Source organism: Microbacterium testaceum StLB037 (assembly GCF_008763945.1).
GTDB classification, from domain to species: domain Bacteria; phylum Actinomycetota; class Actinomycetes; order Actinomycetales; family Microbacteriaceae; genus Microbacterium; species Microbacterium testaceum_G.
The window spans coordinates 162,183-183,060 of the sequence record NZ_VTQH01000002.1; the positions used below are offsets into that span (position 1 = coordinate 162,183).

Consider the following 20,878-nt stretch of genomic DNA (forward strand, 5'->3'; position numbering starts at 1 on the left):
GGACGGGGTGGGGCGCCCCCGCTCAGAGGTCGGGCTCGGGGATGTCGAGGCGGACTCTGAGCGTACTGCGCGGCTGGGGGCCGCGATCTTTGCGGGACTTGCGCGCGCGCAGGGCGTCGGCGATGACCGCGGCGCGGAGGGCTTCGGCCACGGCGCGGCCGTGGGCGTAGTCGAAACGCACCAGGGCGCGCGAGGTCGAGGTGTCGGGGCCGGGCGAGGTGTCGACCGGACCGAGGACCGCCATCGGGTCGAGATCGGGCACGGCCTCGCGCAGCGACTCGAGCAGCACGTCGACGCTTCGGGCGTGTCCGTCGACGCTGGCCACGCGCACCGCCGGGGGCATGCGCAGCGGCAGGCGGTCGAGGAGCTCGGCGCGGGCGTACGCGGGTTGCGTCCACGTGGCGAGCGCTCGGGCGACGGGACCGGCGACCCCGACGAGATGAACGGGAGCCCCCGGGGCGGCCAGCGCCGCGGCGTTCGACCACCACCGCAGGCAGTGCTCGCCGATGCGCAGGGCTTCGTTCTGCAGCATGCGGTCGCCGTCGAGCAGGATGACGGCGCGGTATCCGCCCCGGGCGAGGGGCTCGGCGCCCCGCGTGGCGATCACGAGCGCGGGCGCGGCGTCGACCTCGGCGACGGGATGCGCGCCGTCGGCGACGATCACGCGGGTGTTCGGGAACGCTCGGCCGAGCTCGTCGGCGGTGCGCTCGCTGCCCGAAGAGGCCATGCGCAGCTTGGCGGAGCCGCAGTGTCCGCACGCCCAGGCGTGGGCGCTGCGCCCGCACCAGGCGCACACGGGGGTCGCCCCGGGGCGCGCGGCGCGCAGGGGCCCCGCGCAGTGCGGACAGCGGGCCGGGCGCCGGCAGTCGGCGCAGACGAGAGACGGCGCGTAGCCGGGGCGGGCGACCTGCACGAGCACCGGGCCGTGCTGCAGGGCCTCGCGCGCCGCGGCGAACGCGGACGACGGCACGCGCGCTTGGCGTTGCTCGCCCTCGCGCGTGGCGCTGAGCACCACGCGGGGGGTCGACTTGCGCGTCGGGGGGATGTCGCGGACGTACCCCACCTCGACCAGACGCTGCACGTCGGTGGTGCGGGTGTGTCCGGCGAACAGCAGGGCCGAGTCCTCGAGCTCCTGACGAACGAGGGCCGCGTCGCGCGCGTGGACCCCGGGGGCGAGGGGCTCGGCCAGGAGCGTATCGCCGTCGTCCCAGATCGCCACCAGACCCGTGTCGTGCGCGGGGGCGTAGACGCCGGAGCGGCGGCCGACGACGATGCACGGCACCGGGGCGAGGGTGCGCAGGTACTGCGCGTAGCGCGCGGGGCCGGACTGATCGGAGTCGTCGCGGACGATGGCATCCGGGCTCACCAGCTCGCCCAGCGCGGCCAGCAGCTGTGCCTGGTCGCGATAGTCGGGGACCACGAGCACGGCGCTGCGGCCACGCGCGAGGGTGTGCACCGCGGCGGCGGCGAGGAGGTCGGCCCACGCTCCGCGCGGCAGCTCGGCGTGCGGGTGGGGAGGTGCGTCGACGGCGATCCGCTCCCCCGCGTCGAGGGCGGCGGAGAGCCCGCCGTACGGGGCGAGGATCGCGGTGGCGCGCTCGAGGGCGGCCGGGACGACCTCGGTCACCGAGGGAGCGGGGGCGGCGGCCCACGCCTTCTCGGCGCGGACCATACGCTTGGGGATGGCCAGCCGCAGGATGTCGCTGACCGAGCCCGCCGCACGATCGGCCACACGGCGCGCCAGCGTGTACAGGCGCTCGGGCAGCACCGGCATGGGCGAGACGACGGCCTCGACCGCCGACAGCGGCCGCTCGGAGCCGTCGTCGGCCACCACGTCGATGACGAAGGCGTCCATCATGCGCCCCGCCGAACGCAGAGGCACCTTGACTCGCACCCCCGGCGCGATGTCGGCGACGAGCGGGTGCGGGACGGCGTAGTCGAACAGCCGGTCGAGCTGCGGGACGGGCGACTCGAGCTGCACGCGCGCCACGCGCCGCTCGCTCACGAGCTCACTCCCCCGGTGCGGCGGCGGTCGTCGATGCCGGGGCGCACTCCCCCACGCACTCTCAGAGTCCGGCGGCGGTACGCAGCTCGTCGACGCGGTCGGTGCGCTCCCACGTGAAGTCGGGCAGCTCGCGGCCGAAGTGACCGTACGTCGCGGTCTGGGCGTAGATGGGGCGCAGCAGGTCGAGCTGTTCGACGATCGCGGCCGGGCGCAGGTCGAACACCTCGCGGATCGCGCGCACGATCGCCTCGTCGGACACGTGCGCGGTGCCGAACGACTCCACGTAGAGGCCCACCGGGTTGGCCTTGCCGATCGCGTACGCGATCTGCACCTCGAGTCGGTCGGCGAGGCCCGCGGCCACGGCGTTCTTGGCGACCCACCGCATGGCGTACGCGGCCGAGCGGTCGACCTTGGAGGGGTCCTTGCCGCTGAACGCGCCACCGCCGTGACGCGAAGCGCCGCCGTAGGTGTCGATGATGATCTTGCGGCCGGTGAGGCCCGCGTCGCCCTTCGGTCCGCCGATGACGAAGGGACCCGCCGGGTTGATGTAGTACTTCACGTCGGGCAGCTCGAGGCCGGTCTCGGCCAGGACGGGATCGATGACGGCGGCCTGCACCTCGGCGCGCAGGTCTTCCTGCGAGATGTCGGGGTGGTGCTGGGTCGACAGCACGACCGAGTCGACCGTGCGCGGAACCAGGCCGTCGTAGCCGAGCGTGACCTGGGTCTTGCCGTCGGGACGCAGGAACGGCAGCGAGCCGTCTTTGCGGACGGATGCCAGGCGCTCGGCGATGCGGTGCGCGGTCCAGGCGGCCATGGGCATGAGCTGGGGCGTCTCGTTGGTCGCGAAACCGAACATGATGCCCTGGTCGCCCGCACCCTGGAGGTCGCGCGGGTCGACGGAGCCTCGCTCGCGCTGTTCGAACGCCTTGTTGACGCCCGCGGCGATGTCGGAGGACTGCGCGCCGATCGAAACCGAGACGCCGCACGACTCGCCGTCGAAGCCGGTGTCGCTGGAGGTGTACCCGATGCGGTTGACGACGTCGCGCACGATCGCCGGGATCTCGACGTAGGCGCTCGTGGAGACCTCGCCCGCGACGTGGACGAGACCGGTGGTCACGAGGGTCTCGACGGCCACGCGGCCGGCGGGGTCTTCGGTGAGGATGGCGTCGAGGATGCTGTCGGAGATCTGGTCGCAGATCTTGTCGGGGTGTCCCTCGGTGACGGACTCGGACGTGAACAGGCGCAGGTCGGTCAAAGCGACTCCGGAGAAGTGTGGGGCGGGGATGGGCACAAGTATGCCCCGGGCGGCGGTGAGCCGCCCGGGGCATCGTCACATCTGTGAACAGATCACGACATGCGTCGGCTGTGGATCACTCCGCAGCGCGCAGGCGCAGCTTGTCTTCGTGGATCTCGTGCAAAGCGATCGTGAGGGGCTTGTCTTCGACGGTGGAGTCGACCAGCGGTCCCACGTTGTCGAAGAGGTTTCCCTCGTGCAGGTCGGAGTAGTAGTCGTTGATCTGACGCGCGCGCTTGGATGCGTAGATGACGAGCTGGTACTTCGAGTCGACCTTGTCGAGCAGAGCGTCGATGGGCGGGTCGATGATGCCCTTGTCACGTCCGGCCATGGGGAACCTCCTGGTTCGGCGGGATGGGGTGGATGCGGCGCCGGGAGCGCCGAAGCATCCTCTTATTCTAGCCGACGTCGGCTCGGGCTGTGCCGAGGGGCATCGGGTGGGTCGGATCAGTGCTGCGCAGCGGCCAGCGCCACGACCTGGACGGCGGCGTGAGCCACCTCGTCGTTCACGACGCGATAGTCGAACTCGTTCTGAGCCGCGAGCTCGACGCGGGCCGTGCGCAGGCGTCGGGCCCGCTCCTCGGCATCCTCGGTCCCTCGCCCGACCAGCCGCTGGACGAGCTCGTCCCAGCTCGGGGGCAGCAGGAACACCAGGGTCGCCGACGGGTCGGCAGCGCGCACCTGGCGCGCGCCCTGGAGGTCGATCTCGAGCAGGGCCGTGCCGCCCTCGGCGAGCACGCGCTCGATCGGCGCGCGCGGGGTGCCGTAGCGGTTCTTGTTGTGCACCACGGCCCACTCCAGCAGCTCCCCCGAGGCGACCAGACGGTCGAACTCGGCGTCGTCGACGAAGTAGTAGTGCTCGCCCTCGACCTCTCCCGGCCGCGCGGTGCGCGTCGTCGCTGAGACCGAGAGGTGGATCTCGGGGTAGTTCTCCTTGATGTGCGCGGCGACCGTGCCCTTACCGACCGCGGTGGGCCCGGCGAGCACGATCAGCCGGCTGCGGCCCTCGCGCGGGCCGGGCTCCGGCCAGCGGGTGTCGAGGTAGCGGCGCAGCGCATCGCGCTGGCGCGTGCCGAGGCCGCCCAGCCGCTTGACCGGCGAGATCGACAGCGAGGTGAGGATGCGGTCGCGCTTGCTCTCGCCGATCGCGGGGATCGCCGTGAGGAACTCGGTCACACGCATCGCCCCGGCCGCCGACAGCGGGTCGGCGAGCCCGCGGCGCAGCAGCTCCTGCGGGGAGATGACGCGGGTCGACACGTCGCGTTTGAGCGCGGCGCGCTCGCGGCGGGCCTCGACGGCGCGGCGCGACGCGGCGGCGCGGTCGACCTCGGGTGGGCGGCGGGTATCAGCCATGCAGGGACTCCCGGTAGAGCGCGGCGCGCTCATCGATACGGGCGGCGAGACGGTCGGGTCCGACCGCGAGGATGCTCCGGCTCTCGTTGGCGACGACGGCGGATGCCACGTAGCCGAACAGGCGTCGCAGGTCGGCGGGGGCGGCCCCCTGCGCTCCGAAGCCGGGGGCGAGGATGGGCATGCCGGCCAGGGCCACATCTCCCAGGCCGAAGGCCGGACGGTCGACGGTCGCACCGACCACGACGCCTACGGGACCGAGGGCGCCGGGCGCCCCGATGTTCGCCTGGTTGACGTCGTGCGCGACGCGGGCGGCGACGTGCTCGTGGTCGCCCACGGCCTGCGCGTCGTCGACGATCGCGCTCTGCAGCGCGCGCGCCTCGGGGTTGCTCGTCGCGGTCAGCACGAACGCGCCCTTGCCGTGGCCGACGGCGAGCGACAGCGTGTCGCGCAGCGAGTCGGCGCCCATGTAGGGCGACAGGGTCACGGCATCCGCCTCGAGAGGCGAACCGGGTTCGAGCCACGCGTGGGCGTAGCCCTCCATGGTCGTTCCGATGTCTCCGCGCTTGGCGTCGGCGATCACGAGGAGGCCCGCGTCACGCGCCGCGGCGAGGACGTCCTCGAGCGCGGCGAAACCGCGAGAGCCGTAGCGCTCGTAGAACGCGACCTGAGGCTTGACCACACCGACCCGGCCCTGGGCCGCCTCGACCGTGCGCAGGCCGAACTCGCGCGCGCCCTCGGCCGTGGCATCCAGCCCCCACGCCGACAGCAGGGCGGCGTGGGGGTCGATGCCGACGCACAGGGCGCCGTGACGGCTGAGGGCGGCGCTGAGTCGCTGCCCGAAAGTGTCGCTCACAGGCGTCCCGCGCGATCCGAGGCGTGCTCCTGCAGGCTGCGCACCTCGAAGCCGTTCTTCATCGCACCGAGGGCGCTGACCGCGGCGCCGAGCACGGCCATCGTGGTGAACAGAGCCTTGTCGGCGGCCACCGCGGCGGCACGGATCTCGTAGCCGTCGGCGCGGGCCGTGCCACCCGAGGGCGTGTTGACGATCATGTCGATCTCGCCGGCGTTGATGAGGTCGACCACGTTCTGCTGGTCGGAGCCTTGCGTCTCGGAGTACTTCTCGACGACCTTCACCCGGATGCCGTTGCGCGCCAGGATCTCCGCGGTGCCCTCCGTCGCGAGCAGAGAGAACCCGAGCTCCTGCAGCCGGTGGGCGGGCAGGATGACGGCGCGCTTGTCGGCGTCGGCGACCGAGATGAAGACGGTACCGGAGGTCGGCATCCCGCCGTACGCGGCTTCCTGCGACTTCGCGAACGCCGTCGGGAAGTCGCGGTCGATGCCCATGACCTCGCCCGTCGAGCGCATCTCGGGGCCGAGGACGCTGTCGACGGTCGCGCCGTCGGCGGTACGGAACCGCTTGAACGGCAGCACGGCCTCCTTCACGGCGACGGGGGCGTCGAGCGGCACACGCGAGCCGTCCTGCTCGGGCAGCAGCCCCTCGGTGATGAGCTCGGCGATCGTGTTACCTGCCATGATGCGGCTGGCGGCCTTGGCGAGCGGAATGCCCAGGGCCTTCGACACGAACGGCACCGTGCGGCTGGCGCGCGGGTTCGCCTCGATGACGTAGAGCACGCCCGCCGAGATCGCGAACTGCACGTTCAGCAGGCCGCGCACGCCGACGCCCTTCGCGATGGCGAGGGTCGCTTCTCGCACGCGGTCGACCTCGGTGCGACCGAGCGAGACCGGCGGGAGCGTGCACGAGGAGTCACCGGAGTGGATGCCGGCTTCCTCGAGGTGCTCCATGACGCCACCGATGTACAGGTCGGTGCCGTCGAACAGCGCGTCGACGTCGAGCTCGATCGCGTCATCGAGGAAGCGGTCGACCAGAAGCGGCAGACCGGGGCCGATGATCGCCTGGTCGGCGACGCGCACGAAGTAGTCGCGCAGCGCCTCGGTCGAGTAGACGATCTCCATGCCACGGCCGCCGAGCACGAAGCTCGGGCGCACCAGCACGGGGTACCCGATCTCCTCGGCCACTTGCGCGGCGCCCTCGACGTCGATCGCGGTGCCGTTGCGGGGCGCCACGAGACCGGCGTCGTCGAGCAGGCGCGAGAACAGCTCGCGCTCCTCGGCGAGGTCGATCGCCTCGGGGCTCGTGCCGAGGATCGTGTAGCCCGCGGCCTCGATGCCCTTGGCGAGGCCGAGCGGGGTCTGACCGCCCAGCTGGCAGACGACACCGAGGATCGTGCCCGACTGGCTCTCGGCGTGCAGCACCTCGAGCACGTCCTCGAGCGTCAGCGGCTCGAAGTACAGGCGGTCGCTGGTGTCGTAGTCGGTCGACACGGTCTCGGGGTTGCAGTTGACCATGACGGTCTCGTAGCCGGCGTCCGACAGGGCGAACGAGGCGTGCACGCACGAGTAGTCGAACTCGACGCCCTGGCCGATGCGGTTGGGGCCCGAGCCGATGATGACGACCTTGGTGCGGTCGGAGGGCGTGACCTCGGTCTCGGCGTCGTACGAGGAGTAGTGGTACGGCGTGAGGGCCGGGAACTCCCCCGCGCAGGTGTCGACGGTCTTGTAGACGGGGCGCACGTCGAGGGCGTAGCGCGCCTCGCGCACCTCGGCCTCGTCGAGCCCGCGGATCTCGGCGATCTGGGCGTCGCCGAAACCGTGCTCTTTCGCGACGCGGAGGGTGTCGGCATCCAACTCCGAAGCCTCGCCGATGAAGGCGGCGACTTCGTTGATGAGCACCATCTGGTCGATGAACCAGGGGTCGATCGCCGTGGCGTCGAACGCCTGCTCGGGCGTCGCGCCCTTGCGCAGCGCCTGCTGCAGCACGACGATGCGGCCGTCGGTCGGGGTCTTCGCGATCTCGAGCAGCTCCTCGACCGAGCGCGACTCCTCGCCCCAGTGGAAGCTCGATCCGCGCTTCTCGAGCGAACGCAGCGCCTTCTGCAGGGCCGTGGTGTAGTTGCGACCGATCGCCATCGCCTCGCCCACCGACTTCATGGTGGTGGTGAGGGTGGTGTCGGCGGCCGGGAACTTCTCGAAGTTGAAGCGCGGAACCTTCACCACGACGTAGTCGAGCGTGGGCTCGAAGCTCGCCGGGGTCACCTTGGTGATGTCGTTCGGGATCTCGTCGAGGCGATAGCCGATCGCGAGCTTCGCGGCGATCTTGGCGATCGGGAAGCCCGTGGCCTTCGACGCCAGCGCCGAGGAGCGCGAGACGCGGGGGTTCATCTCGATCACGATGATGCGGCCCGTCTTCGGGTCCACCGCGAACTGGATGTTGCAGCCACCGGTGTCGACGCCGACGGCGCGGATGATGTCGATGCCGATGTCGCGCAGCTTCTGGTACTCGCGATCGGTGAGGGTCAGCGCGGGCGCCACCGTGATCGAGTCGCCGGTGTGCACGCCGACCGGGTCGACGTTCTCGATCGAGCAGACGACCACCGTGTTGTCGGCGGTGTCGCGCATGAGCTCGAGCTCGTACTCCTTCCACCCGAGGATCGACTCCTCGAGCAGCACCTCGTTGGTGGGCGAGTCGTGCAGGCCCGCACCGCCGATGCGGCGCAGGTCGGCCTCGTCGTACGCGAAGCCCGAGCCCAGGCCGCCCATGGTGAACGACGGGCGCACGACCAGCGGGTAGCCGAGCTTCTCGGCGCCGGCGAGCAGCTCGTCCATGGAGTGGCAGATGACGGATGCCGCGACATCGGCGCCCGCCTCGAGGACGAGCTCCTTGAAGATCTGGCGGTCCTCTCCGCGATTGATCGCGTCGAAGTCGGCGCCGATGAGCTCGACGTCGTACTTCTCGAGGATGCCGCGCTTGTGCAGCTGGATCGCCGCGTTCAGCGCGGTCTGTCCGCCGAGCGTGGGGAGAACGGCATCCGGCTTCTCTTTGGCGATGATCGACTCGATGACCTCGGGGGTGATCGGCTCGATGTAGGTCGCGTCGGCGAAGTCGGGGTCGGTCATGATCGTCGCCGGGTTGGAGTTGACGAGGATGACGCGCACGCCCTCCTCGCGCAGCACGCGGCACGCCTGGGTGCCGGAGTAGTCGAACTCGCAGGCCTGACCGATGACGATCGGGCCGGAGCCGATGACGAGGACGGAGGTGATGTCGTCGCGCTTAGGCATTCTTCTTCTCCTGGGTGGCGAGGACCATCTCGCGGAAGCGGTCGAACAGGTAGTTGGCGTCGTGCGGGCCGGAGGCGGCCTCGGGGTGGTACTGGACGCTGAACGCGGGGATGTCGAGGGCTCGCAGGCCCTCCACGACGTTGTCGTTGAGGCCGATGTGGCTGACCTCGACGCGGCCGAAGCCGGCGGGGCTGTCGACGATCTCATCGAGCGGCGCCTCGACGGCGAAGCCGTGGTTCTGCGAGGTGATCTCGACGCGGCCGGTGGTCTTGTCGAGCACGGGCTGGTTGATGCCGCGGTGACCGAAGGGCAGCTTGTAGGTGCCGAAGCCGAGGGCGCGGCCCAGCAGCTGGTTGCCGAAGCAGATGCCGAAGAAGGGCAGGCCGTCGCCGAGCACGGCGCGCAGCAGTTCGACGTGCTGGTCGGATGCCGCGGGGTCGCCCGGGCCGTTCGAGTAGAACGCCGCGACCGGCTCGATCGCGCGGATCTCGTCGATCGTCGCGGACTGCGGGAACACGTGCACGTCGAACCCGCGGGCGGCGAGGTTGACGATCGTGGACTGCTTCACGCCGAGATCGAGCACGGCGAGGTTGCCGATGCGCTCGGCGGTCGCGGGGGTCACCTCGACCTCGCTGACCGAGACCTCGGCCGACAGGTTGCGGCCTGCCATGCCCGGTGCTTCGAGCACGCGACGCAGCTGCTCCTCGGCGTCCAGGTTCGCGGCTTCGCCCGAGAAGACGCCGCCGCGCATGCTGCCCTCGGAGCGGATGCGGCGGGTGACGGCGCGGGTGTCGATGCCGGAGATGCCGACGATCCCGTCTTCGACGAGCGCGTCGTCGAGCGAGCGATTCGCGCGCCAGTTCGACACCATGCGCGAGGGGTCGCGTACGACGTAGCCGGCGACCCAGATGCGACGCGACTCGGGGTCTTCGTCGTTCACGCCGGTGTTGCCGATGTGCGGCGCGGTCTGCAGGACGATCTGGCCGGCGTACGAGGGGTCGGTGATCGTCTCCTGGTAGCCGGTCATGCCGGTGGCGAAGACGACCTCGCCGAGGGTCTCGCCGCGTGCACCGTACGCGCGGCCGGTGTAACGGGTGCCGTCTTCGAGCACGAGGACGGCGGGATCGCGCGAGAGGCGCGAGGACGGGATCAGGGCGGTCATGCGTCGCTTCCTGTCGGGGTGATGAGGGGACGGATGGCGTCGGCGAGGGCTTTCGCCGAGGCATCCTGGGGTCGGAGGTAGGTGTCGACGATCGTGTCGTCGTCGATGCGCCAGCTGACGCGCGTCAAGCCGTCGCGCTCGACCACGCGGTCGATGGCGACCGTGGCCTGAGCGGCGTCGACGAGGCGGTCGCGGGTGAGAGCGATGCGGGGCTGGCCCTGCAGGTCGAGGGCGACGCCGGCCGAGGTGACGGTGACGTCGACGCGGGAGCGGAAGCCGAGACCCTTGATGGCGAGACGTTCGAGCGGCTCGTCGTGTCGGGTCGTGGCGACGTAGAAGCCCGAGAAAGAGGCCGTCTCGACGGCGCCTTCGGGCAGCTCCCCCACCGGGGCGGAGTAGCGCGCATCGCGCCGCGTTCGTCGCACCCAGGCCCACGCGAGCAGCGCGAGCAGGACGAGGGCCACGCCGATCATCACGACGAGGGCGCCCTCGCGGCTCACGCGAGCACTCCGGGAGCGTCGAGCACGGCACCGTCGACGACGGTCGGGATGCCGGCGCGCACGGTCCAGCGCACCTCGCCGGGCAGCTCCCGGCCGAGGTAGGGCGAGTTGGTGCTGCGGCCCGCGAGGTCGTTCAGGGCGAAGGCACGCGAGGGACGCGGGTCGTAGAGCGTGAACGTCGCGGGCTGCCCCGCGGCCACGGGCGTGCCGTGGCCGTCGAGGCGACCGATGCGCGCGGGCGTCTTCGACAGGACGCGCGCGACGTCGGTCCACTCGAGAAGCCCCGTGTCGACCATGGCCTGCTGTACGACGCGCAGGGCGCTCTCGAGTCCCACCATGCCGTTCGCGGCGGCCGCCCACTCGCAGGCCTTCGCCTCGGTGGGGTGGGGCGCGTGGTCGGTGGCGACGATGTCGATCGTGCCGTCGGCCAGGCCCTCGCGCACGGCGAGGACGTCTTCTTCGCGGCGAAGTGGAGGGTTGACCTTGAACCGCGCGTCGTAGTCGCGCACGAGCTCGTCGGTCAGCAGCAGGTGGTGCGGGGTGACCTCGGCGGTGACGTCGACGCCGCGCTTCTTGGCCCAACGGATGATGTCGACCGAACCCGCGGTGCTCAGGTGGCACACGTGCAGGCGTGAGCCGACGTGTTCGGCCAGCAGCACGTCACGGGCGATGATCGACTCCTCGGCGACGGCCGGCCAGCCGGTCAGGCCGAGCTCGGCCGAGACGGCACCCTCGTTCATCTGGGCGCCCTCGGTGAGTCGCGGGTCTTGCGCGTGCTGGGCGATCACGCCGTCGAACGCCTTCACGTACTCCAGCGCCCGGCGCATGATGAGCGGGTCGAAGACGCAGAAGCCGTCGTCGCTGAACACGCGGACCCGGGCGCGCGAGTCGGCCATCGCGCCGAGTTCGGCGAGGCGCTCGCCCTTCTGTCCCACGGTCACGGCACCGATCGGTTGGACGTGCACGTAGCCGGCGGCCTCGCCCAGGGCGAGCTCCTGCTCGACCACGCCCGCCGTGTCGGCGACGGGTGAGGTGTTCGGCATGGCGAAGACGGTGGTGAACCCGCCCGCCGCCGCGGCGCGGGAGCCGGTGAGGATCGTCTCGGAGGCCTCGTACCCGGGCTCGCGCAGGTGCACGTGCAGGTCGACCAGGCCGGGGAGGGCGACGAGCCCGTCGGCGTCGACGACCGTGGCCCCCGCGTGCGACAGGCCGGAACCGGTCTCGGCGATGATCCCGTCGCGGACGAGGAGGTCGGTGGCATCCCGGCCCTCGATGCGCGCGCCGCGCACCAGAAGCGTCTGGGGGGTGGCGTGGCTCATCGGAGGTCCTCTTTCTCGGTGTGGGGCCGCTCGCCCGCCAGTAGCAGGTACAGCACGGCCATCCGCACGGAGACGCCGTTCGTGACCTGCTCGAGCACCGTCGAGCGAGGCGAATCGGCGGCTTCGGCGGAGATCTCCAGACCCCGGTTCATCGGACCGGGGTGCAGGACAATGCTACCGTCCGGCAAAGCCTGCAGACGCCGCGCGTCGAGACCGTAGCGTCGGGAATACTCCCGTTCAGTCGGGAAATACGCGGCGCTCATGCGCTCGAGCTGGATCCGGAGCATCATGAGAGCGTCCGGACCCGCGGCGATCGCGCGGTCGAGGTCGTAGTCGATCTCGACGGGCCAGCCGCTGACGTCCTGCGGAACGAGCGTCGGCGGAGCCACCAGCGTGACGTGGGCGCCCAGGGTGTGCAGCAGCCACACGTTCGAGCGCGCGACGCGCGAGTGCAGCACGTCGCCCACGATCGTGACCCGGATGCCGCCGAGGTCGCGGCCGCGGCTGTCGTCGGCGAACAGCCGCTTGCGGATGGTGAACGCGTCCAGCAGCGCCTGCGTGGGGTGCTCGTGCGTGCCGTCGCCGGCGTTGACCACCCCCGCGCTGATCCAGCCGGAGGTGGCGAGGGTGCGCGGGGCGCCGGACGCGCCGTGGCGGATGACCACGGCATCGGCCCCCATCGCCTGGAGGGTCTGCGCGGTGTCCTGCAGGGATTCGCCCTTGCTGACGCTCGAGCCCTTCGCCGAGAAGTTGATGACGTCGGCGGAGAGGCGCTTGGCCGCGGCTTCGAACGAGATGCGCGTGCGGGTGGAGTCCTCGAAGAAGAGGTTGACCACGGTCTTGCCGCGCAGCGTCGGGAGCTTCTTGACCTCGCGACGCTGTGTGTCGGCCATGTCCTCGGCGACGTCGAGGATCTCGAGGGCGTCCGCGCGCGAGAGGTGCTGGGTGTCGAGGAGGTGCCTCATGACTCGATCGTCACCTCCTCGATGCCGTCGATCTCGGCGAGGCGCACGTTGACGCGCTCGTCGCGGGCGCTGGGGAGGTTCTTGCCCACGAAGTCGGGGCGGATCGGGAGCTCGCGGTGACCGCGGTCGATGAGCGTCGCCAGACGCACGGCGGCGGGGCGGCCGATGTCCTGCAGCGCGTCGAGAGCGGCGCGGATGCTGCGGCCCGAGAACAGCACGTCGTCGATCAGCACGACGGTCTTGCCGTCGATGCCGCCCGCGGGGATCTCGGTCTTGCGCGGGGCCCGCGTGGGATTGCGGTGCAGATCGTCGCGGTACATCGTCACGTCGAGCGAGCCCACCGGGACGGGTGCGCCGCCGAAGTCGCCGACCAGGGGGCCGATCCTGTTCGCGAGTGTCACACCGCGGGTCGGGATGCCGAGGAGGACGAGTCCTTGCGGTCCCTTGTTGGACTCCAGGATCTCGTGCGAGATGCGCGTCAAAGCGCGGGCGATATCGGCATCGTGCATGACGGTGCGCGTATTCATCCGCCGCTCCCTTCTCCGCCTCACGGGACGGGGTTAAAGGTTGCTGTGGTTCGGCGTCGAGTCTAGCGGGTGGGGGCGGGTGAATCCTGAGCGCGATCGGGTGGTGTCGTGGTTCCGCCCTGGCGATCTGGTCTTCGCGTTCGTACATTTGTTCTATGGAACTGCGCGCGACGACCGACCGGCTTCGGGCGGCGAGCGAGCGCGTCGCCGCGCTGATCGCGGCGCGGGATGTCGAGGCGCTGGACGATCGCGAGGTCGTGGGCTTGATGGCCGAGGTCGCCGCGGCGCGGAATGCCCTCGACGTACTGGCCGCATGCGCGGCGCGGGTGATCGAGGCGCGCTCGGTGCGCGAGCGGGGTGGGGCGGGCTTGGCCCAGAGCCGGGGGCACCGCAACGCGACGGAGCTGTTGCAGACGCTGACCGGGCAGAGTCGAAGCGAAGTGGTCCGGTCGATGAAGACCGGGAGGGATCTATTGCCGGCGATTCCTCCCGCGGTCGGGCCCGACGGCGATCGTTCTGAGCCCGTGCCCATCGCTGTGTCCGAGGACTCCGGCGGGGAGTGGCTCGGCCGGATGAGCGGCGCGCTTCGAGATGGGGCGCTCAGCCACGCGCAGTTCCAAGCGATCCGGGTGGGGTTGGGTGAGCCGCCCGTCGAGAGGTATCCAGACCTCGATCCGGAATTCCTGCCGCGCGCCTGGGAGGCCGCCGTGGAGAGGCTCGTCGCGGAGGCTCCGCACCTGCCCGTCGAAGAGCTGCGCGCGTCGGCGCGGATCGCTCGGGATCGCCTCGACCCGGTCGGTGTGACGCTGCGGTTCGAGGAGCGCTTCGCCGCGCGATCCTTTCGCTCGTGGATCGACGAGCACGGACAGCGGCACGGGCGTTTCGTGTTCGATGACGACGCCGCGGCGTGGGTCGACGGGATCCTGCAGGCGGCGTTGCGTCCGCGGCGTGGCCCTCGGTTCGTGGATCCGGATGCCGCTATCGCCGACGCCCCCGACGATCGGTCGGGGGAGCAGATCGCGTACGACACGCTGATCGCCGTCCTGCGCACCGGCGCGGCCGCCGATCCGGCGCAGGCGTTCGGCGATCGGCAGCCCGGGGGGAGGATCGTGCTCGAGGCGTCGGCTCTGGTTTCGGGCGAGGCGGATCGTGTCGAGCGATCGCGCGTGGGAACCGAGGTGGGATCTGGGGTGGGGACCGAGGTGCGGTCGGGCCTAGGAACGAAGTGCCGTCAGGGGTGGGGGCTGCCGTGCGCGGGGTCGGGCATCTCGAAGACGGCGGAGGAGCCCTCCCCGGCGGGGTCGTCGAGAGCTATCTCTGCGATGCGGGTGCCGTGCCGGTCTCTTTCGGTACCGATGGGAGGCCGCTCGACGTCGGCCGACATCAGCGACTGTTCACCCGCGCCCAGCGGATCGCGATCGCGGTGCGCGACGGCGGGTGCATCGGTATCGGATGCCGTGCCCCCATCTCGCAGTGCGAGATGCACCACATCGACCATTGGGCGGCGGATCGGGGTAGGACCGACGTCGACGACGGCGTCCCCCTCTGCCGGAACCACCACCTGGGTCTCCACAATCGGGGCGAGAGGATCGTGCGCGAGCGGGATCCCGTCACCGGTCGAGACACCTACTGGTTGCACGGACCTCCGGATCCGCACACGGGCGAGGTTCGGCCACCGACGCTGCTGCGCTCGAGATCCCCGCGCCGTTTCGGCGCGGCGTGACAGAACGCGACTCACGTGACTGCGCGCGTTGCTTGTGAATGCGGGCGTTGCTTGAGACCGTGCGCGATGCGGTGTGACTGTGCGCGATGCGGCGTGACTGTGCGCGGCGCTCGTGGCCGAGCGAGAAGCTCGCGGCCGAGCGCGAAGCGGGTCGCCGAGTGCGACGCTCGTGACCGAGCACGACGCGCGTGCTCGGGTCACTCCTCGTCGGCGACGATCTCCGCCTTGAAACCCGCGGAGTTCTCCAGCCACCCGGCGTAGTGCGAGGGACCGCCGGCGAACGGGTACCGCTCCTGGTACAGCGGGCGCCACCCATGCGCGCTCGCCGCGGACATGATGGCATCCACCTGCGCCCGAGTGCCGCCGAGGAACGCCAGGTGGTTCACGCCGGGAGCGCGCCGGTCGTGGTCCGGCCCCGATAGGTTCGGCGAAGTCGTCAGAGTCAGGTACGGACCGTAACCCGCACTTCACGTCTCGCCGTCAGCCCACTGCCCGGTTCGCTCGAAACCTACCGCACGACGCAGCCAGCCCCACTCGGCCTGCGCCGCGCGCAGGTCGGCCACCCACACCTCGACGTGATGAAAGCCCGGCACGAGACAGCTCTCAGCTCGCGGCGACCTCGGCACGCTCGGCGGCTGCGCGCTCGCCGCTGGGCGTCGAACGGATGGGCGTCGAACGGATCGGGTGCCCGGTGGTCGTCAAGCACCGACCGGTGGCCAGGTCCCACTTCCAGTCGTGCAGCGAACACGTCAGCACGCCGTCCTCGATCTTGCCGGTCTTGGTCAGGTCGGCGCGCAGGTGCGGGCAGCGACGCTGAACGGTCCAGCCGTCGATCTCGGCATCCTCGGTCTGATCCGACTGCTCGGCGTACCAGTTCTCGACATACTCGATCCGGTCGCGCGACAGGCACTTCAGGAACGTCGTCAGGAACTCGTTGAACTTGCCCGAACGACCCACCTCGAACTGCATCGACAGGAAGATCGAGTTCGACCAGTCGATCTCGTGATCGCGGATGTTCGTCGAGACGAGATCGGCGGGGATCGTGTACCAGTAGATGCACTCCTCGCCGGCGTATTCGCGAAGCTTCGCCTTCGGGAAGTCCACGACCATGTCGAGCTCTCCGATGCGGAAACGCACCATGCCACCCACGCCATTGCGGATCGTGCGGGCGCGACGCAGCAGCGGCTCCCACCACTCTTTCAGGGCAGCGAGCATCTCGGCTGGCGGGATGACCTCGGCACGCGTGGCCTCCTCGGCGCGGACCTCGGCCTGACGGCTGTCGCGCTGCTCGGCCAGGTAGTTCCACTTGTCGCCGAAGACGCGTTCGATCTCGGCATCCGTGTACAGGGTCTGGGCGACCGTGACATCCGATCCCCGAACCTCGACCTCCGTGCCGGGCAGGAACAGGTAGCCCTTCTGGTCGGGCCGCTGCTCCTTCATATGCGCCAGGAATTCGCGCTGGTCGGTGAAGATCGAGTCGTTCTCGAGCCCGGTGCCGTTGTAGCGGAAGAGTTCCTCGCGCAGGAACATCGGCGGACCCGCCATGGGGAACACGTGCTCGGCGTCGACCTTGTCGATGTAGTACATCGCGCGCTTGTTCTGCGCGTCGCGCTTGAGCTGGGCGAAGTTCTGCTTGGCGTCCTGGGGCAGGTCGTAGACCATGGGCCACCAGATCGCACCGGAGACCTGAGTGAAGTACGCGTCGGGCTTGCCGAAGTCGAACAGCTTCTCGAGATCGAGCGGGTGCGAGTCGTTCTGGTTGAGGATCGACGCGGTGCCGTCGTCGAGCGACAGCGACGAATCGCCGATCGGTCCGTCCGAGGGCGCGCGCAGCGGCGTGACCATGAGCTTCAGGTCACCGAACTGCAGGGGCACGCCGGCCTCGGTGCGAATGAGATTCGTGTAGCCGAGGGCGATGAGGTCTTGCTCGAGGTCGTCGGTCGGATACTCCGGGAGCAGGACCTTGATGTCCTTCGACACGTACCGCTCGAGCATCGCCGGGTCGAAGTGGTCGCGGTGGCGGTGCGAAATGTAGAGGAAGTCCGCCTTGCCGAAGCGCTCCCAGTCGAGAGCGCGGTTGTCGGGGAACGGGAACCACGAGCCGAAGAAGCTCGGACCGATGACGGGGTCGCAGATGATGCTGCCGCCGCGCGTCTCGATGAACATTCCCGCGTGGCCGAGGCCGGTGATCTTCATGCCGCTCCTGTGTCGTTGGCGAACCCGAAGAGTCTACGCGCGCACGGCTGCGAGCGTCCGGGGAGCGCCGGGTGTCGACATCACGCGGTCACTCCCCGTGCGGCATCGGCGGCAACGTTCCGTAGGCGTGCGCGGTGAAGGGATTCGCGACGTAGGTATCGGCGCTGCGCGGGTCGACCCGCCGCAGCGCGACGGCGACGCGGGAGGCGACGGCCACCGCCCACATGCCGTGGCGGCAGCAGGTGGCGACGACCCCCTGAGAAACCGTTGCAGAGCCCTGCCGCGCGTGCCCGCCCACGTGCACCCGCGTCTCGGTCCACGAGGAGTCGTCCTGGGCGAGCGCCAACAGCGCCTCGGTCGAGGGGCGTTCCCGCGCAGGAGACAACGCCCCGGCGAGGAGGCACGCCGCCACACGGGCATCGAGCTCCGACGTCCACGTCGACGAGGTCACGAGCGCGACCTCGTCGGCAGACCGCGCGGCGAGCGTCACGTCGGTCGCCGGCTCCGTGACCAGCCCGCTCCACCCGGCGAGCCAGCGCTGCGGCTCCGTCACGCCGTCGCCGAAGACCGCTTCGAAGAGGGGAAACGTCGGCGGATGGTACCCGGACTCCCGGGGTGATCTCGGACCGTCCATCGCTCAACCCCTCGCTTCGTCGGTTCGTCCACCCTGGCACGCTTCACACGACGGAGAGGCGCTCACGGCGCCAGCAACCCCCGGATATCGTCCGCGTCGAGCGAAGCGGCGAACGCGTCGTCGTCATCGATCACCGCATCGAACAGAGCCGCCTTCCGGTGCTGCAGCGCTCGCACCTTCTCCTCCACCGTGCCGGCCGCAATCAGGCGGTAGACGAACACGCTCTTGGTCTGCCCGATCCGATGGGCCCGGTCGATGGCCTGGGATTCCGCGGCGGGATTCCACCACGGATCGAGCACGAAGACGTACTCGGCCTCCGTCAGGGTGAGCCCGAACCCACCCGCCTTCAGGCTGATGAGGAAGACCGGTGCATCTCCCCCGCGGAATCCGTCGACCACCTCTCCCCGCCGAGCGGTGGAACCGTCGAGGTGCGCATACGACATGCCCGCGGCATCCAATCTCTCCGCGGCGAGACCGAGGAACGACGTGAACTGACTGAACACCAACGCACGGTGCCCCTCGGCCGCCACCTCGACGAGACGCTCGAGCAGTACATCGAGCTTCGCCGACCCCAGATGGGCGTCTCGCTCATCCACCAGCCCCGGGGCGAGAGCGAGCATGCGCAACAGCGTGAGGGAGCGGAACACGATGAACCGCTGCCGATCGAGATCGTCGAGCAACCCCAGAACCTTCTGCCGCTCGCGCTGCAGCACCCGGTCGTACAGCTCCTGGTGGGCGGGCCCGAGGGGCACGGCGATCTCCTGCTCCTGCTTGGGAGGGAGATCGGATGCCACGACGTCCTTCGTACGCCGCAACAGGAAGGGCCGCACGCGCCGACGTAGACGATCAAGCGTCTTCTCGCGATGCGCGCTCGCCGCGGCGGCCGCGAGAGCGGTGGGGGCATCCGTCGGCAGCTGTTCGATCGCGCGGGTGTAGTCCTCGCGGAACTGGCGGATCGAGGGGAACAGTCCCGGGGCGGTGAGCGCCAGCAACGCCCAGAGGTCGTCGAGGCCGTTCTCGATCGGCGTCCCCGTCGCCGCGAACACGGCATCCGTCTCGAGGGATGCGATCGCCCGATGGATCCGCGTCGCCGGGTTCTTCACGAACTGCGCCTCATCCAGCACGACGCCCGCCCAGTGCGGAGCGCCGAATTCCTCGGCATCCGTCCGCACCACCCCGTAGGGGGCGACCACGAGATCCATCCCCGCGGCGATCTCGGCGATCGATCGCGAGCGACGCACCGCCGTGGCCTCGACGACCGCGACCCGCAGATCGGGAGCGAACCGCGCCGCCTCGTCCCTCCACGTGGGCAGTACCGAGGTGGGAGCCACCACGAGCCACGGCCGTTGCTCCCTCGAGGACTTCGCGTGGGCGACGAGGGCGAGCAGCTGCAGCGTCTTGCCGAGCCCCATGTCGTCGGCCAGGATGCCGCCGAGCCGGTGCGCGTGCAACAACGCGAGCCACGACAGCCCCTCGCGTTGGTACGGGCGCAACTCCGCACGGAACCCCGGCGGCGTCGGCACCTGCGGCACCTCCGCCACGTCGCGCAGAGCGCGGGCCAATCCGCGCCACTCGACGGCCGCCTCCGACTGATCGGCGAGATCCTCGAACTCGGCCCACAGCGCCAGGTGCGTGCGGGGCAGGCGCGGACCCGTCTCCCACTCGTCGAGCGCCGCCGCCTCCTCCAGCAGCTCGCGCAGTCGCTGCAGAGCCGGGTGGGCGAGGGAGAACCACGCGCCGTCCGAGAGCTTGATGCGCGTCCGCCCCCGTGACAGCGCCGAGAACAGCATCCCGAACGGGATCATGCGCCCCTCGATGGTGACGACGATCCCGAGGTCGAACCAGTCGCGGTCGAGCGACTCCACCGCCGTGATCCGCAGCGAGGGGTCTCCCCTCAGCTCGCGGAACGTCGGCGCCGTCCCCGTCGTGCGCACGCGCACCTCGTCGACCACGTCGACCGCGGGGAGCACCCGCGTGACGAACACCGCGGCGTCGGCGTCGCGCAGAACAGCCAGAGGCGTGATGGGCAGGTCGGATGCCGCCATCCACGCCGTCTCGAACCGCTCGCCGATCTGCGCCTCGACGCGCAGGTCACGCTCGGTGTCGCGTCCGGCATCGTCGTACGGAAGGCGCCGAGCCCCCGGATAGACCCACTCGAGGCGATACGAGACGTCGTCGTCGGCGTAGCCCACGGCCACTTCGAGCGTCGGACGACCCGGAGGAGGAGGCGGAACCCCCGCCCCCACCGACAGCGGTGCGCGTCGCGCGAGTCGGGGGTACACCTCGGCGACGAACTCGTCCGCTTCCCCGCGGGGCACGTCGACGCCGGCGGTCCCGACCAGGGCCGGAAGGGGGTCGGGCAGATGCACAGCCGCGAGCACGATCGGCACCGGATCCACCTCGACGGCGTAGGCGAACAGCCCTGAACCGCCGATTGCGCGGACGTGCGCGGCATCCATCGCCCGTCCCTCGATGTCAACGGCCGCCGACACGCGCAGCGCTCCCCCACCCACCGCGTCGAGCGCCACCCGTGCCGTCGCCTCGCGCGCGAGACGCACCTGTTGCTGGGCGTGCATCGACACGAGAGGGATGCCGAGCCCCTCGGCCGCAGCCAGGTGCGGCCACAGCAGCGGTGAGTCGACGGTGTCGAGGGCCACGGTGTCGCCGGAGGGCGCGAACGGTCCCGCCGTGCGCAGGGCCTGGGCGAGGGCGTGCAGTTCGGCGAACCACCGCACGTGCGCCGGGTCGAAGGTGCCGGAGGATCGACGCACGGCATCCCACGTGGCATCCGCCTTGATCCACGCATCGCGCGCTCCCCGGACGAGGGGGCGGGCGACGAGCTGCAGGTCGTCCTGCCGCCGCGCGAGCATGCGCGGAGTCACCGGCACGACGGCCCGGGCCTCCCACCGCGCCGGGTCGTAGGCCTCGCGCTGGCGCAGTTCGATCCCGAGTGCGAGCCCCGCGTACGACGGCGCCGCGCCGCCGGGGATCAGCTCACGCCACGACGTCATGCCGCGATCCTCCCCCGAACCTCCGATATGCCCGCGGACGCGGCATCCGTCC

The 20,878-nt window shown here is 70.7% G+C and carries 15 protein-coding genes and 1 pseudogene; 1 reads left to right on the forward strand and 15 read right to left on the reverse strand.

What is annotated here, in order from left to right:
* Positions 1 to 22: 22 nt before the first annotated feature.
* From F9B98_RS09420 to pyrR, 11 genes are all read right to left on the reverse strand, one after another.
* Entirely contained in the window at positions 23 to 2,005 is a 1,983-nt protein-coding gene (locus tag F9B98_RS09420) for a primosomal protein N' (RefSeq protein ID WP_150956439.1), read from the reverse strand.
* 61 nt (positions 2,006 to 2,066) lie between these two features.
* Positions 2,067 to 3,260 (reverse strand): methionine adenosyltransferase, encoded by a 1,194-nt coding sequence (gene metK / locus F9B98_RS09425; protein ID WP_150956442.1) that lies wholly within the window; start codon positions 3,258 to 3,260, stop codon positions 2,067 to 2,069.
* 115 nt (positions 3,261 to 3,375) lie between these two features.
* A complete protein-coding gene (rpoZ, locus tag F9B98_RS09430; protein ID WP_055837405.1) occupies positions 3,376 to 3,630 on the reverse strand; it encodes a DNA-directed RNA polymerase subunit omega in 255 nt (84 codons plus the stop codon).
* Between the two features lie 116 nt (positions 3,631 to 3,746).
* Complete coding sequence (gmk, locus tag F9B98_RS09435) at positions 3,747 to 4,652, reverse strand: guanylate kinase (protein WP_150956445.1); 906 nt, start codon at positions 4,650 to 4,652, stop codon at positions 3,747 to 3,749.
* Positions 4,645 to 5,505: an orotidine-5'-phosphate decarboxylase gene (pyrF, locus tag F9B98_RS09440; protein ID WP_150956448.1), complete on the reverse strand. Its 861-nt coding sequence runs from the start codon at positions 5,503 to 5,505 to the stop codon at positions 4,645 to 4,647. The genes gmk and pyrF overlap by 8 nt, the downstream gene beginning before the upstream one ends.
* Positions 5,502 to 8,789, reverse strand: coding sequence for a carbamoyl-phosphate synthase large subunit (gene carB, locus F9B98_RS09445; RefSeq protein ID WP_150956452.1), 3,288 nt, complete (start codon positions 8,787 to 8,789; stop codon positions 5,502 to 5,504). Before carB ends, pyrF begins: the two co-directional genes overlap by 4 nt.
* A complete protein-coding gene (gene carA / locus F9B98_RS09450) occupies positions 8,782 to 9,951 on the reverse strand; it encodes a glutamine-hydrolyzing carbamoyl-phosphate synthase small subunit (RefSeq protein WP_150956455.1) in 1,170 nt (389 codons plus the stop codon). The genes carB and carA overlap by 8 nt, the downstream gene beginning before the upstream one ends.
* Positions 9,948 to 10,451 (reverse strand): hypothetical protein, encoded by a 504-nt coding sequence (locus F9B98_RS09455; protein ID WP_150956458.1) that lies wholly within the window; start codon positions 10,449 to 10,451, stop codon positions 9,948 to 9,950. Before F9B98_RS09455 ends, carA begins: the two co-directional genes overlap by 4 nt.
* Positions 10,448 to 11,770 (reverse strand): dihydroorotase, encoded by a 1,323-nt coding sequence (locus F9B98_RS09460; protein ID WP_150956461.1) that lies wholly within the window; start codon positions 11,768 to 11,770, stop codon positions 10,448 to 10,450. The genes F9B98_RS09455 and F9B98_RS09460 overlap by 4 nt, the downstream gene beginning before the upstream one ends.
* The gene (locus F9B98_RS09465) at positions 11,767 to 12,735 is read right to left on the reverse strand and encodes an aspartate carbamoyltransferase catalytic subunit (RefSeq protein ID WP_150956464.1); all 969 of its coding nucleotides are present in this window, start codon (positions 12,733 to 12,735) and stop codon (positions 11,767 to 11,769) included. Before F9B98_RS09465 ends, F9B98_RS09460 begins: the two co-directional genes overlap by 4 nt.
* Positions 12,732 to 13,262 (reverse strand): bifunctional pyr operon transcriptional regulator/uracil phosphoribosyltransferase PyrR, encoded by a 531-nt coding sequence (gene pyrR / locus F9B98_RS09470; RefSeq protein WP_150956466.1) that lies wholly within the window; start codon positions 13,260 to 13,262, stop codon positions 12,732 to 12,734. Before pyrR ends, F9B98_RS09465 begins: the two co-directional genes overlap by 4 nt.
* A 155-nt stretch (positions 13,263 to 13,417) precedes the next feature.
* Between pyrR and F9B98_RS16155 the strand changes: the two genes are divergently transcribed.
* A complete protein-coding gene (locus tag F9B98_RS16155) occupies positions 13,418 to 15,004 on the forward strand; it encodes a hypothetical protein (RefSeq protein ID WP_225310296.1) in 1,587 nt (528 codons plus the stop codon).
* Positions 15,005 to 15,182: 178 nt separating this feature from the next.
* Here F9B98_RS16155 and F9B98_RS09485 read toward each other — a convergent pair.
* The 4 genes and pseudogenes from F9B98_RS09485 to F9B98_RS09500 all read right to left on the reverse strand — a co-directional run bounded on the left by F9B98_RS09485 (position 15,183) and on the right by F9B98_RS09500 (position 20,826).
* Positions 15,183 to 15,578, reverse strand: a pseudogene (locus F9B98_RS09485) (VOC family protein).
* Positions 15,579 to 15,588: 10 nt separating this feature from the next.
* The gene (locus F9B98_RS09490; protein ID WP_150956476.1) at positions 15,589 to 17,181 is read right to left on the reverse strand and encodes a Rieske 2Fe-2S domain-containing protein; all 1,593 of its coding nucleotides are present in this window, start codon (positions 17,179 to 17,181) and stop codon (positions 15,589 to 15,591) included.
* 88 nt (positions 17,182 to 17,269) lie between these two features.
* The gene (locus F9B98_RS09495) at positions 17,270 to 17,734 is read right to left on the reverse strand and encodes a hypothetical protein (RefSeq protein ID WP_150956478.1); all 465 of its coding nucleotides are present in this window, start codon (positions 17,732 to 17,734) and stop codon (positions 17,270 to 17,272) included.
* Positions 17,735 to 17,877: 143 nt separating this feature from the next.
* Positions 17,878 to 20,826 (reverse strand): DEAD/DEAH box helicase, encoded by a 2,949-nt coding sequence (locus F9B98_RS09500; RefSeq protein WP_150956481.1) that lies wholly within the window; start codon positions 20,824 to 20,826, stop codon positions 17,878 to 17,880.
* Positions 20,827 to 20,878 lie beyond the last annotated feature (52 nt).